The organism is Catellatospora sp. NPDC049133, assembly GCF_040648455.1.
In the GTDB taxonomy this organism is placed as follows: domain Bacteria; phylum Actinomycetota; class Actinomycetes; order Mycobacteriales; family Micromonosporaceae; genus Catellatospora; species Catellatospora aurea.
In genome coordinates this window covers 86,879-100,837 of sequence record NZ_JBEZDT010000036.1, presented here as the reverse complement: position 1 = coordinate 100,837, position 13,959 = coordinate 86,879, and the positions used below count along the sequence as shown (strand labels likewise).

Sequence of the window (13,959 nt, the reverse complement as noted above, 5' to 3'; positions counted from 1 at the left end):
GACCGTGACGTGAACGCGGCACGCAACATCCTGGCCGCCGGACTGGCGGTGACAGCCTGCGGAGACGATGTAAGACCTCAACGAGGAACCTCTCGAACGGGGCAGTCGTCGGCGAAACAGGAAAACCCGAGGGCGACCAAGGGAATCCCCGTCCTTAAGGGCGGGGAGGATGTCAACGGCCGACTCCCTTCCGCCGTGACGCCGCCACCCCGGGCACGGCGCGTGCGTCACGTCGCCACCAGGTTGGCAAAGCATCGCCGGATCGGCTCCGGTCTGTCGCCATGACGTCGGTTGTGGAAAGGAACGCCGGATCTGTCGGAGGTGTGTGCCCGCCCGTGCCGGTTCGGCGCGGGTCAGGCGGTCCAGCCGAGCCAGGCCTCGCCGGCGCTGATCCCCGCGAACCACACGGCCAGCGCGACGACCGGGGCCAACGGCACCAGTAGCGGCCGGGTCCGCCACCACCGGATCGCGAGCACCAGCAGCGCGGCCCAGATCCCCACCAGGACGATCACCGCCCACAGCGGCGCGACCAGGCCGCTGGCGAGGTAGAAGGGCAGCAGCACGAGGTGCGCGAGGACGCCGAGCACCCGCACGACCTTGGCGAGCAGGGACGGTGAGTCTGCCATGGTGACCTCCATGTATGCCGCGGACCTGTGCCGCGGGTACCGGAAGCGTGGCAGAACCGCGGGCTGCGGCGCATCGGCCACCCGGCGGGGGGTGCGGGAGCGCGACGCCTCCGCCACCCGGCGGATGTTCACGGCTCAGTCCGGCGGGGGCTGGTCCTGGTCCTGCACCACGTGGTCGAGGCCCTCCAGCGGCTGTGCGGCCGCCACGAAACCGTCGACGTCGGCGTCGGCCTTGAGCGTCACCGTGAACGACTCGGGCAGGTCCGCGGAGCTGATCGAGCCGACCAGCTCACCCGAATCGCGGTACGCCTCCCGGAATCTGGCCAGCGCCTGCTCGCGGCTCTCGAACGCGACGGAGGCGACGTCCGGCCTGCTTCGCAGCCACGACGCCACGCCGGCGCGCTGTGCCTCGGTCGCGTCCATGGCCAGCTCCAGCCGGACCGTGACCGCCGCCGGAGCGGGGCGCGGCACCGGGGTCTGGCCCGCGGGCGCGCCGCAGCCCGCCACGGCCAGGGCGGCGGCGAGCAGCATAGCGACGAGGCGCGGTCCCACCGGCGCAGTCTACGGCCGCGGGACCGTCCACATCGACCTTTCTCGCTCATTCGTGCACCGCTGGTCACGGCGATGTGTCCGGCCGCCGTGGCAGGACGGCGGCCGGACACGTCCGGCGTCAGAAGGACACGTCGCCGTGGTGCAGCACGGTCAGGCGCTGGGTGGGGCGGGTCAGCGCGACGTACAGGTCGCTGTGCCCGCGCGGGGACTCGGCCACGATGGCGCCTGGGTCGGCGATGACGACCGCGTCGAACTCCAGCCCCTTGGCCTGGCGTACGGTCAGCACCACCACCTGGTCGGTCAGCTCGGTCTGCGCACCGACCCGCGCCTGCGGGGCCGCCGCGGTGACCACCTCGCCCAGCTCGTCGATCCGCCCCGTGGGCACCAGCACGCCGAGCGTCCCGTCGCCGAGCGCGGCGACCTCGCGGCGCACCTCCTCGGCCAGCCGCGCCGCCAGCTCCTGCGGGCCGACCTCGGCCAGCTGCGGGGCCTGCCCGGTGTGGCGCACCGAGCGCGGCGGCTCCAGCCCCGGGTCGATCGACTTGAGCACCTGCCCGGCCAGGTCCATGATCTCGGCGGGGGTGCGGTAGTTGACGGTGAGCTGGGTCAGCCGCCACCGGTCGGCGACGTACGGGTTCAGCACCTGGTCCCAGGAGGAGGTGCCCGCCGGGTCGCCGGTCTGCGCGACGTCCCCGACGACCGTCATCGACCGGCTCGGGCAGCGGCGCATCAGCAGCCGCCACGCCATCGGCGACAGCTCCTGCGCCTCGTCGACGATGACGTGCCCGAACGCCCAGCGGCGGTCGGCGGCGGCCCGTTCCGCGGCGGTCAGCCGCTGCTCGTCGGCCTGCCGCTCGCCGAGTTCCAGCGCGCCGAGCACGTCGGCGGCGGTCAGGATCTCCGGGTCGATCTCGTCTTCGAGGTCGATGGAGCGGGAGCCGTGCAGGATCTCCAGCGCGCCCTCGGCGTACGCCAGCCGCTGCCGGCGACGCCTTTCGGCCAGCTCCTCGCTGTCGCGGTCGTCCTCGCCGAGCAGCTCGGCGGCCTCGTCGAGCAGCGGCGCGTCGGCCGGGGTCCATCCCGCGCCGCGGCTGCGCCGCAGCAGGGCCTGCTCGGCCTCGGTGAGCATGGGCGCGGCGGTGGCGATGCGGGCCTCGCTCGCGTACAGGTCGGACAGCAGCCGCTGCGGCGTCAGCACCGGCCACAGCCAGTCCAGCACGGTCTGCACGTTCGGGTCGGCCTGCAGTTCCCGGCGCAACTCGGCCAGGTCGGCCTGGTCGAGCAGTTGCGGGTCGCCGGGGGCGTCGTCGCCGCCGAGCGGGTCGTCGGCGTACGGGTCGGTGCCGATCCGGTCCGCGACCTGCTGCGACAGCGCGTGGATGATCTCGACGTCGAACAGCGGCCGGGCCAGGTTGTGCGGCTTGCCGCTGCGCCGGGCCACCTCGCGGGCGGCCTCGCAGGCGGCCCGGTCGAGCACGAGCGGCTCGGACTCGAACACCACCTCGACGGTCTCGTCGGGCAGCCGCTGCCGGTCGCGCACCGCCTCGGCCAGCACTTCCGCCATCACCGCGCGGCCCTTGACCTCGGCGGTCTCGTCGGGCTCCACGGCGGCGGCGTCGACCCCGGGGAACAGCCCGCCCACGGTGCGCAGCACCACGCCGGTCTCGGCCAGCGACGGCAGCACCTGCGAGATGTACTTCAGGAACGTCGCGTTAGGCCCGACGACCAGCACCGCCCGGGTCGACAGCTCCTGGCGGAACGTGTACAGCAGGTACGCCGCGCGGTGCAGCGCGACGGCGGTCTTGCCGGTGCCGGGTCCGCCCTGGACGACCATGATGCCGTTCAGGCCGGCCCGGATGATGTGGTCCTGCTCGGCCTGGATGGTCTCGACGATGTCGCGCATGCGGCCGGTGCGGCCCGCGTCCATCGCCGCGAACAGCGCCGCCTCGCTGGTCAGCCCCTCGTGATGGGGCGCGGTCGCGGCGGCGTCGGCCAGGTCGAGCACCTCGTCGTCGAGCGCCGTCACGGTGCGCTCGGTCGTGCGGATGTGCCGCCGCCGTCGCACACCCTGCGGTGAGGCGGCCGTGGCCAGGTAGAACGGCCGCGACGCGGGGGCGCGCCAGTCGACCAGCAGCGGCTCGTACTCGGCCGACTCGTCGAAGATGCCGATGCGCCCGATATAGCGCGCCCCGTCCTCGACCAGGTCGAGGCGGCCGAAGCAGAGCCCGCTCTCGACCGCGCCGAGCGAGGCCCGCTGGTCGGTGTAGAGGGCGACCGTCGACTCGCGCTGCGAGCGCTCCTGCTGCGTGCCGCCCGTGGCCAGCAGCGCCTGCGACAGCCGGTGCTCGGCCTGTTCCCGCAGGCCGTCGAGCCGGCGGTAGAGCTCGGTGACGTACTCCTGCTCGCGGTGAATCTCGTCGGCGACGTCGCTTGACAAACCCGGCTCCTCCGTGTCTATACTGAAGCCCGAACGGACGCTTCAGCGTGCCGTTCTTTTTTGTGCTCGAATCGCCAAAGATACCGCACCGGTCCGCCGTCGCGCAGCCGGGTGATCAGCGCAGGCCGCCGGTCTTCGGATCACGCGCCGTCAGGCAGTAGACGCCCCCGGCCGGGTCGCGCATGACGACCCAGCGCGCGCCGTCGGCCACGTGGACCGCCCCGCACTTCTCGTGCCAGGCCCGCACCCCGTCGATGTCCGAGCAGGCGAGGTCCAGGTGGGCGGATGTCGGCCGCTCCTGCTGGAGCCGCTGCAGCAGGATGCGCACCGGCAGCTCGGCCGGCGGTTTCACGACGTGGAACTCCGGCCGCGAGCCGAACGAGGAGTCCCAGCCGGTCAGCTCGCCCCAGAAGGCGACCTCGGCGTCGTACGCCTGCGGGCCGACGTCGATGCACACCTGGTCGAGGCGGCTGAGCGCGCCGTCGGGCGTCGCGTGCGCGACCGGCAGGCGGAACTCGTCATGCCACGGCACCGCGCAGAACGGCATCCCGCCCGGCGAGCGCAGCACCTGGTGGCCCAGGTCGGCCACGTGGGTGCCGCCCAGCGCCACCGCACGGGCGGCCAGCGCCGCCGGGTCGTCGACGCTCAGGTCGAGGTGCGCACCCCCGCCGTCGTTCACGGCCTGGACCTTCACGCAGGCGTCCGCGCCGATCGGCAGCAGCGTCGCGAACTCGGCGTGCTCGCCGCGCCGGGCGGTCAGGTGCGTGCCGGTGACCCGCGACCAGAACGACGCCGCCTCGGTGAACTGTTCGGCGGGCCGATCGATGAAGGCGTACGTCCAGCGGATCACTTTTGGTCTCCTAGCCGCGTCGATCTGCCGAGCGTATCGAGCGTATCGGCCAGACCCGGGCGCACAAGGGCGGTCCCCGGCGCGCCGTGTGAAGGCACGCCGGGGACCGGCTTTCTCACCGGTGGCCGTCAGGCCACCGTCACGCCGGAATACCGATGACCTGGAAATCCGACAGTTGCGCGGCCGGCCAGCCGGTGTTGGCGGTGAAGGTCAGCCGGACGTGGCGGGCGGTGGTGTTCGCGGGCAGGGTGATCGTGACCGTGTTACCCGACGGGGTGAACTGGTACGCCGCCGAGCCCACGATGGTGGTGAACGTCGACCCGTCGGTGCTGCCCAGCACCGACAGCGTCTGGGTGCGGGCGCCCCACGCCGACGGCAGTTTCAGCACGACCGAGCTGAGCGTGGCGTTGCCGCCCAGGTCAACCGTGATCGACTGCGGGAAGGCGTTGTTCGGGCTCTCCCAGTACGAGTTGGCGTCGCCGTCGACCGCGTTGCCGGGTACGTAGTTCTGCGTGTGCCCGGCGGTCACCGGCTTGCCCAGCGCCAGGTTGGAGCTGGTCGCCGCGGTGCCGGTGCCGGTCAGCCCGACCGACAGCGTCGGGTTCGACGCGCTGCTCGCCACGATCAGCGTGCCCGTCTTGCCACCCGCCGAGGTGGGCGCGAACGCGACGGTGACCGTGCAGCTCGCCCCCGGGGCCAGGGCCGACCCGCAGCCGTTGGCCGACAGGCTGAACCCGGCCCCGGACACCGTCACCGAAGAGATCGAGGCGGTGGTCCCGCCGGTGTTGCTGATCTGCGTCGTACGGGTGACCGAGCTGCCGACGTTCGTGTTCGGGAACGCGATGCTGGTCGGGTTGGCCGACAGCGTCGCCGGGGTCTGCACGGTGGTGCCGGTGCCGGTCAGGCCGATCGTCAGTGACGGGTTGGTGGCGTTGCTGGTCACCGTCAGCGTGCCGGTCTTCGCCCCGGCCGAGGTCGGACTGAAGGTGACCGTGACCGTGCAGCTCGCACCGGCGTTCAGGGTGCCGGCGCAGCCGCTCGCGGCGAACTGGCTCGACGCGCTCACCGCCGAGATGCTCGCCGCGGCGGTGCCCGTGTTCGTGATCGTCACCGTGGAGCCGGCGCTGGTCGTGCCCACGTTCTGGTTGCCGAAGGCGACCGAGGTGGGGTTCGCGGCCAGGGTCGCCGAGGGCTGGCTGCCCCCGCCGAAGATCTGCAGCTCGGCGACCTGGCCCGCGGGCCAGCCCGTGTTGGCGGTGATGGTGACGCGCAGGTAGCGCACCGACACGGCGGTGAACGTCGCGGTCGCCGTGTTGCCGGTGGCCGGGTCGAACAGGTATCCCGTCGACGCCTTCAGCGTGCTGAAGTTCGTGCCGTCGGTGCTGCCGGAGATCGACAGGGTCTGGGTGCGGGCGCCCCATGCCGACGGCGGTGGCAGCTTGAGCGTCACCGAGCTGACCTGCTTGGCGCTGCCCAGGTCGGCCTGCAGCCACTGCGGGAAGGCGTTGTTGTTGGACTCCCAGTAGCTGCCGGTGCTGTCGTCGTTGGCGGCCGAGGCGGGGAAGCCGCCGTTGCTGCTGCTGGCCGACATCGCCGCGCCGATGGCGAGGTTGGTGGTGCTGCTGACACCCGTGCCGGTCAGCGACACGGTCAGCGGCTGCGCGGTGGTCGAGTTGGCCACCGACAGCGTGCCGTTCTGCGCCCCGGCCGCGGTGGGCGCGAAGCGCACGCTCACCGTGCAGGACGCCCCGGCGGCCAGCGAGCCGCCGCAGGTGTTGGTCTGCGTGTACTGGCCGGAGACGCTGATCGAGCTGATGCTCGCCGCCGCCGTGCCCGGGTTGCTCATCGTGACGGTCTGCGCCGCCGTGGTGGCACCGATGTTCGCCGAGCCGAACGCCAGGCTGCCCGGTGTGACCTGCAGCTGCGACCCGTCGGCGACGCCCTGGCCGACGAAGTCGACCCAGTTCACATTGAAGATGGAACCCTGGCCGGTATCGCCGGACGGGTTCTTCGCCACCAGGTACAGCGGGCCGGTGGTGGTGCTCGCGGACAGGGTGGCGGTGACGTCGGTGTAGGTCTGCCAGCCGCCGGTGCCGCCGAACGTGGCGGTGCCGAGCAGGGTGCCGTTCGGCGCGCCGGTGCGCACCTCGATGCGGCCGCCCGCGCCGGGCGAGGCCACCCGGAAGCGCGCCGAGGTGATGTTGCGCAGGTTCACCGGGGTGTACGACCAGTAGTCGCCGTCCTCGATGAAGCCGATGTTCTGGAAGCCTCCCGCGGTGTCACTGGTCGCCTCCCGCTGCACACCCGGGTCGCCGCCGCCGATCGCGCCGGGCGCGCGGCCGGTGCTGTTGAAGAACTCGGCCTGCTTGTGCTTGGGCTGCAGCTTGACGGTGGCCCGGCCGGTCTGCGGGGCCGCGCCGCCCCCGCCCAGGTCGGTGTAGCTGGCCTCGATCACGGCGAAGATGTCCGCGTCGTCGCCGTGGCCCGTGCCCATCGAGGTCTGGATCACCCCGGTGCACCCGGTGTATCCCTGCAGCGGGTGCGCGTGCGCGTCGTGACCCAGGTAGTACTGCACGTTGACCCGCGAGCAGTCGATCGTGCCGTCCTCGGGGTCGGTCACGGTGACGGTGAAGCGCACCTGGTCGCCCCAGGCGAAGAAGCCGCCGTCGGCCGGGGCGGCCAGCGTCACCGTCGGCGCGGTGTTGCCGACGGTGATCGGCACGTTGGCCACGGCCGTACGCCCGCCCGGGTCGCGCACGGTGAGCTGGGCGTTGTAGTTGCCCGCCGCCGTGTAGGTGTGCGACGGGTTGGCCGCCGTCGAGGTGCCGCCGTCGCCGAACGTCCACGCGTACGTGATCGGCTGCCCGGCCGGGTCACGCGAGCCCGCGCTGGAGAACTGCACGGTCAGCGGCACGCCGCCCGAGGTCGGGTTGCCCGCGGCGACCGCGATCGGGTTCTGGTCGCCGGCGATGTAGTCGATGCGGTAGATCCCGGAGTCCGCGTTGTTGCCGCCGAAGCCGGTGCCCCACTCGATCAGGTACATCGCGCCGTCCGGCCCGAACTCCAGGTCCATCGGCCGCAGGAAGCTCATCGAGCCGAACAGCTGGTTGATGTCGACCAGCGACTTGCCGTTCGCGGTGACCTGCATCGTGTAGAGCTTGTTCTGGTTCCACTCGCCGAAGATCGCCTTGCCGTCGAAGTACGGCGGCCACTTGCGGTCCGACGTCGACGCCGCGTTGTACCGGTAGACGGGCCCGCCCATCGGCGCTCCGCCGCCGCCGATCTCCGGGAACAGCGGGTTGCCGCCGTAGTCGTAGTCGACCGTGGCGGGCTGGGCGGGCGGCAGGTTGGTCAGGCCGGTGTTGTTCGGCGAGTTGTTCACCGGCGCGGCGCAGTTGTACTTCGCGCCCGACGGCCCGGACGGGAACGTGTAGTCGTTGAACGCGTAGTTCGCGCCGATGCAGTACGGCCAGCCGTAGTTGCCGGCCTGCCCGACGATGTTCCATTCCACGGTGCCCTCGGGGCCGCGGTTGGGGTCGGTGGCGCCCGCGTCGGGGCCGTAGTCGGCGACGTAGAGCGTGCTGGTCGCCGGGTCCGTGCCGATCCGGAACGGGTTGCGGAAGCCCATCGCGTAGATCTCGGGCCGGGTCAGCGCGGTGCCCGGCGCGAACAGGTTGCCGCTCGGGATCGTGTACGTCCCGTCGGCCTGCGGCTTGATCCGCAGGACCTTGCCGCGCAGGTCGTTGGTGTTGCCGGAGCTCTTCTGCGAGTCGAAGTCCGACCGGCCGGCGCGCTCGTCCAGCGGCGCGAAGCCGTTGGACTCGAACGGGTTGGTGTTGTCGCCGGTGGCCAGGTAGAGGTTGCCGGCCGCGTCGAACGTCATCGAGCCGCCCGCGTGGCAGCACGTGTTGCGCTGCGTCGCGACCTGGACCAGCACCTTCTCGGTGGCCGTGTTGATCGTGTCGCCGGAGACCGTGAAACGTGACAGCTGGTTGCGGGCCGAGCCGGTGGTGGGGGAGTAGTACAGGTAGATGAAGCCGTTGCTCGTGAAGCCGGGGTCCAGCCGCATGCCGAGCAGGCCGTCCTCGTTGCCGGTGAACACCGGCAGGGTCAGCGCGGTCACCGTCGTGCCGGTGCTCGGCTTGACGATCTGCACCCGGCCGTCGCGCTCGATGTAGAAGACACGGCCGTCGGCGGCGACGTCGAGTTCCATCGGGTTGCTGGTGTTGCTGTCCAGGCTCACCTTCTGGAAGCTTGCCGCGCTGGTCGCGGTGCAGTCGCCCGCGACCTGGCCCGCGGCCGTGCGGATGCCGCCGAGCAGGTGGTTGAGGAAGTTCGTGTCGCTGTACGCGGCCGCGGTGTGCCCGAGCGCCGTGTACCAGGAGCGGCCGCCGTCGTACGGCTTGCACCAGGCGACCGGGTGGTCCGCGCCCATCGCCGAGCTGCCCGGTGCGTAACTGCGCTCGTCGAGGCTCGCCAGCACGTGCGCGTTCGTCCGGGGATTGGTCTGGAACGAGTACCACTCGTCGAAGCGCGACCAGAGCGGCGGCAGGCCCGCCGTCGACGGGTGCGCCGGGTCCTCGACCTTGACGGTGGCCGTCTGCTCGGCCGGGTGGCTGGAGAAGTACGCGCCGACCAGGCTGCCGTACCAGGCCCAGCCGTACTCGGTGTCGGACGCGGCGTGCACGCCCGCGAAGCCGCCGCCGGCCCGGATGTAGCGCTCGAACGCGGCCTGCTGGGTGCCGTCGAGCACGTCGCCGGTGGTGGACAGGAACACCACCGCGGCGTACCTGGCCAGGTTGGTGTCGTTGAACGCGGTGGCGTCCTCGGTCGCGTCGACGGTGAAGCCGTTCGCGGTGCCGAGGTTGCGGATGGCGGTGACGCCGGTGGGGATCGAGTCGTGGCGGAACCCGGCGGTCTTGGAGAAGACCAGTACCGAGAACGGGGCGGCGTCGGCGCGCTGCGGCGGCGCGAGCAGGCTCACGGCCGCGGCGAGCACCGCGACGGCGAGCAGGCGCAGCAGCCTGGCCAGGGGCGGATGCAGGGACGGTGACGCGAGGGGCATGGAGAGTCTCCTCGTCGGGGACGGACGGCGGAAACCCCTGGCGCGGGTGAGCGGCCCCGGAGGGGAGCGGTGCGGCGGAACCGTTGCGGCGCTTGGATTGCCCCGATGTTTCGAAGCAGTCACAAATTTGCACCCCTGAAGCTGATGCTGTCAACGCGTACCGCAGAAATTGCACGTGCCATGTCGAGATCCTGGAGTCGCCGCGCGTGTCAGCCCACGGTCACGGGCCGTCGCCGGATACCTTCGGCCGGTGCGGCAGATCCTGGACTGCAACGTCCACCTCTGGGACCAGCGCGACGACCCGGTGTTCTGGCTCTCCGACCGCACCATGGTCCGCGACATGCTCGGCGACTACAGCTCGCTGCCCGACGTCTACACGCTGGCCGACTACCGCCGGGAGACCTCCGATCACCCGGTGCGCGGTGTCGTCTGGTCCGACGCGGGCGCGGCCGACCCGCTGCACGCCGCCGCCTGGGCCCAGCGCCAGGCCGAGGGCCAGGACTTCGAGCTATGGCTGGTCACGCTCGCCGACCCGGCGTCCGCCGGCTGGCCCGCTTTCCTGCGCAGCTTCGCCGAACTGGACAACGCCGCCGGAGTGCGGGTCCGGCTGGTCGCCGCGCTGGGCGGCACCCGGCCGACCGACGACGAGCAGGTGACCCGGCACCTCGCCCTGCTCGCCGGGCACGGCCTCACCCTCACCGTCGAGGCCGGCGGCGACCAGCTCGACCAGGTGCTGCGGATCGCCCGCGCGCTGCCGCAGGTCAGCATCGTGCTCGACCACTTCGGCTGGCCCGGCGACCTGAGCGCGGTCGGCCTGCGCGAGCACGCCGCCCGCCTCAAGGCGGTGGCCTCCGTCCCGAACACGGCTACCCGGATCGACGCCCTCGGCACCGTATTCGGCGACTGGACCGCCGACCGGGTGCGCCCCTGGCTGCGGGCAGCGCTGGACGCGTTCGGGCCGCAGCGCTGCATGCTCGGCTCCGACCTGCCGATCGAGCGGCTGCGCGGCGGCTTCACCAAGCTCTACGAGTGCTACACCGACGTGTTCGCCGACTGCGCCCCGCACGAACTCGACGACCTGTGGCACGGCTCGGCCGCCCGCTGGTACACCGGCCCGGCACCGGCCTGAGTTTCGCCGGGCGGCTCCGCCGCCCCGTGGCACGGCCCCTCCGCCAAGGCCTGCGCGTCGAAGCGGCCGGTGGAAACGCGGGGGAGCCGAGGACCTTCCGGTTTGCGGATACATCTTTTTTGAAGTGGCCACATCAAAAAAGATGTATCCGCAAACTGCGACACCTCATGCCGCGAGGCATGACGGAGAGTGCACGGATCGGCACCGCGTGCCCGGCGAGCTGCGACGCGCGGTCCGACCAGGTCAGCGCGGTGCGACCGGCAGCAGACTCGTGTAGACGTCGTCGAGCACCTCGGCCTGAGCGGCCCAGGTCCAGTTGTCGAGCAGGCCCGGCTTGTCGTACGCGGCGCGGTAGCGCTCCGGGTCGGCCAGCACCTGCCGCGCCGCGCGCACGAAGTCGGTCACGTCGTCGGCCCGGAACACCTCGCCCTGCCCGGTGCCGCGGATCGTCGCCGCCATCGTGCGCACGTCGCTGGCGATGATCGGCAGGCGGGCGTGGGAGTACTCGAAGAACTTCGTGATCAGCGAGATCTCGTGGTTGACGAAGTGCCGGATCGGGATCACGCCGGCGGTCGCCCCGGCCAGGAAGTTCGCCACCTGAGCGGCGGGCACGTAGTCGGTGACGTGCAGCCGGTCGGCCACCCCCAGCTCCGTGGCGCGGGCGGTCAGACCCTTCGCGTACTCGCCGGACGGCAGGTTGATCACCATCGCCATGTGCACGCCGGGCAGCGTCGGCAGGGCCTCGACCATGACGCCGAGGCCCCGGGCGGGCGCCGCCGCGCCGCTGTACACCAGCAGCGGCACGTCCGGGCCGATGCCGCAGCGCTCCCGCAGGCTCACCTCGGGCTGCTCGCCGCCGGCGGACATGTCGGGCGCGTTCAGCACGACCACGGGCAGCTCGGCCAATTGATGGTCGCGCTGCAGCATCTGCGCCAGCTCGTCGGAGACAGTGATCACCTTGTCGGCGTGCGGGGCGTACTCCCGCTCGTAGGCCAGGTGCGCGGGCTGCCAGCGGTAGTTGTCCCGCCAGGGACGCACGCCCGGCAGGTATTCGTGCGCGTCCCACACCAGCTTGACGTCCCGGCCGTGGTCGCGGGCCCGGGCCACCGCCCGCGCCCCGACGCCGATCATGCGGAAGTCGTGCGCGTGGATGATGTCGGGCCGCAGCTCGTCGATGACCGGCCCGAACTTGTTGTCGAAGCCGATCAGGCCGGGCTCCAGCTTGCGCCACGCGTGGTCGCCCATACGCTGCATCCAGTACCGCGTGATCACCCAGTCGGCGGGGCGCCGCACCCGGCGCACCGAGGGGGGCAGTTCCTGCCAGCGCCGCCGCAGCCCGCCCGCCGCACCGCGGGCGCGTGCGCCGGGCAGCAGACGCACCCGCGCGCCGCCGATCATCCACTCCCGGGCCTCGTGGTCGGGGGACAGCCCGAGCAGGGTCGTGTCCCACCCGGCCTCGGCCGCGGAGCGGGCGGTCTTCTGGACCCGTGAGTCGCCGTTGACCGCGTTGTCGACCAGCATGACGACACGTCCCCGGCCGCCCTCGCGACGTTCGACTCCCATGGTCCGCCCTTCTCCAGTCGCCCGCGTCAGGCACGCCGCAGGTCGGCCTGCCGGAGCAGGGCCTCGCTCCTGATCTACGCGCGCCGCCGGCCTATTGTTACCGTAGTCGCCAGCAAGCCGCACCCGGGTGTCTCCACGCTGACCCCCGCACATGCCGAGCGCCGGAGGCCAAGCAGTGACCGCAGTCGACGTCAGCGTCATCGTGCCGGTGTACAACACGATGCCCGACCTGCGCCGCTGTCTCGACTCCCTGGTCAACCAGACCATCGGCCAGGACCGGATGGAGATCATCGCGGTCGACGACGGCTCCACCGACGGCAGCCCCGCCGAGCTGGCCCGGTTCGCCGAGCGATACCCCTGCGTGAAGGTGATCCGCCAGCCCAACTCGGGCGGCCCCGCCAGCCCCTGCAACCACGGCCTGCGCCTGGCCACCGGCCGGTTCGTCTTCTTCGTCGGCGCCGACGACTACCTCGGCCCCGAGGCGCTGGAGCGGCTCGTCGACGCCGCCGACCGATACGGCTCCGAGGTCGTGCTCGGCAAGACCGTCGGCGTGAACAGCCGCTTCATCTACCAGCAGGTCTTCGCCCGCAACGAGGCGGAGATCAGCTTCGCCGGCTCGGGGCTGCCCTGGTCGCTGGCCAACATCAAGCTGTTCTCCCGCGACCTGATCGAGCGGCACGCCATCCGCTACTTCGAGGACATGCCGATCGGCAGCGACTTCCCGTTCACCCTGGAAGCCTGCTTCCGGGCGTCGCGGATCTCGGTCGTCGCCGACTACGACTGCTACTTCGCGGTGCGCCGGCTCAACGAGCAGAACGTCACCCACCTCAGCAAGGCCGCCGACCGGCTCTACTGCCTGCGCCGGCTGATGGAGTTCACCGTCGGGCTGATGCCGGCCGGCAAGGACCGCGACGCCGTGCTCTCCCGGCTGTTCGCGCTGGAGGTCGCCGTGCTGCTGCGCGACGACCTGCTCACCGTCGAACGGTCCGTGCAGCAGGCGGTGCACGAGTGCGTGCGCGAGGTCGCCGACCGGCAACTGACCGCCGAGACCGGCGCCGAGCTGGAGGTCGAGACCCGGCTGCGGATCGCCGTCGCGCAGGCCGGCACGGTCGACGACCTGCTCGCCGTGATCCGCCAGGACGTGGAGCAGGGCATCGCCCCGATCGTCGTCGAAGGCGACCGCTGGTACGCCGCGTACCCCGGGTTCCGGACCCCCGGCTCGTCGCTGCCGGACGAGGTCTTCGAGGTCACCGCGCACGCCGCCGGCTGGGCCGCGAAGCTCGACGCCACCCAGGCCGTGTGGCGGCGCAACGCCGACGGCGCGACCGTGCTGGCCGTCACCGCCCGCAGCCCGCTGCCCGACCTGGCGTCCACCGCGACGATCGGGGTGTACGCCGAGGACCTGACCGCGGCGGTGCAGGTCACGGAGAACCGCCCGGCCACCGTGGTGCAGGCCGAGTTCACCGTGGCCGACGTCGTGCGCGCCAGCGCCCTCACCGGCCAGCGCCGCTCGGTGCGGGTACGCGTGCAGGCCCGCGGCCAGGAGGGCTCCGCCCCGCTGCGCGCCGCCGGCCTGCGGCTGCCCCGCCCCGTGATCTGGCGGCGCGGCCTGCGCATGTACGCCGTCACCCCGGCCAAGGACCCCTCCGGCCGCCTCATGCTCTCCGTCGTCCCGATGACCCCCGGCCGCATCATGGCCCGCCTCACCCGCCGCCGCTGACCCCCCGGCCACCGCTC

Annotated in this window: 8 protein-coding genes; 2 read left to right on the top strand and 6 right to left on the bottom strand. The window is 72.2% G+C overall.

From position 1 onward, the window contains the following. Positions 1–353: 353 nt before the first annotated feature. The 5 genes from AB0B35_RS32935 to AB0B35_RS32915 form a co-directional block, all read right to left on the bottom strand. Complete coding sequence (locus tag AB0B35_RS32935) at positions 354–626, bottom strand: hypothetical protein (protein ID WP_361053006.1); 273 nt, start codon at positions 624–626, stop codon at positions 354–356. Between the two features lie 135 nt (positions 627–761). Further along, positions 762–1,178, bottom strand: coding sequence for a permease-like cell division protein FtsX (locus AB0B35_RS32930; RefSeq protein WP_361053003.1), 417 nt, complete (start codon positions 1,176–1,178; stop codon positions 762–764). A 118-nt stretch (positions 1,179–1,296) separates the two neighbouring features. After that, positions 1,297–3,615 (bottom strand): AAA family ATPase, encoded by a 2,319-nt coding sequence (locus AB0B35_RS32925; protein ID WP_361053000.1) that lies wholly within the window; start codon positions 3,613–3,615, stop codon positions 1,297–1,299. A 115-nt stretch (positions 3,616–3,730) separates the two neighbouring features. Continuing rightward, positions 3,731–4,465 carry a VOC family protein gene (locus tag AB0B35_RS32920; protein WP_361052996.1) on the bottom strand — a complete coding sequence of 245 codons (735 nt, stop codon included), beginning with the start codon at positions 4,463–4,465 and terminating at the stop codon, positions 3,731–3,733. 139 nt (positions 4,466–4,604) lie between these two features. Beyond that, positions 4,605–9,530, bottom strand: a complete 4,926-nt coding sequence (locus AB0B35_RS32915) for a ThuA domain-containing protein (RefSeq protein WP_361052993.1) — start codon at positions 9,528–9,530, stop codon at positions 4,605–4,607. A 250-nt stretch (positions 9,531–9,780) separates the two neighbouring features. On the opposite strand from AB0B35_RS32915, the gene AB0B35_RS32910 reads away from it, so the two are divergent. Further along, complete coding sequence (locus AB0B35_RS32910; RefSeq protein ID WP_361052990.1) at positions 9,781–10,659, top strand: amidohydrolase family protein; 879 nt, start codon at positions 9,781–9,783, stop codon at positions 10,657–10,659. A 243-nt stretch (positions 10,660–10,902) separates the two neighbouring features. Here the strand turns inward: AB0B35_RS32910 and AB0B35_RS32905 are convergent, their stop codons facing one another. Continuing rightward, complete coding sequence (locus tag AB0B35_RS32905) at positions 10,903–12,222, bottom strand: glycosyltransferase (protein ID WP_361052987.1); 1,320 nt, start codon at positions 12,220–12,222, stop codon at positions 10,903–10,905. A 175-nt stretch (positions 12,223–12,397) separates the two neighbouring features. Between AB0B35_RS32905 and AB0B35_RS32900 the strand changes: the two genes are divergently transcribed. Beyond that, positions 12,398–13,942: a glycosyltransferase family 2 protein gene (locus tag AB0B35_RS32900; RefSeq protein WP_361052984.1), complete on the top strand. Its 1,545-nt coding sequence runs from the start codon at positions 12,398–12,400 to the stop codon at positions 13,940–13,942. The last annotated feature ends 17 nt before the right edge of the window (positions 13,943–13,959 follow it).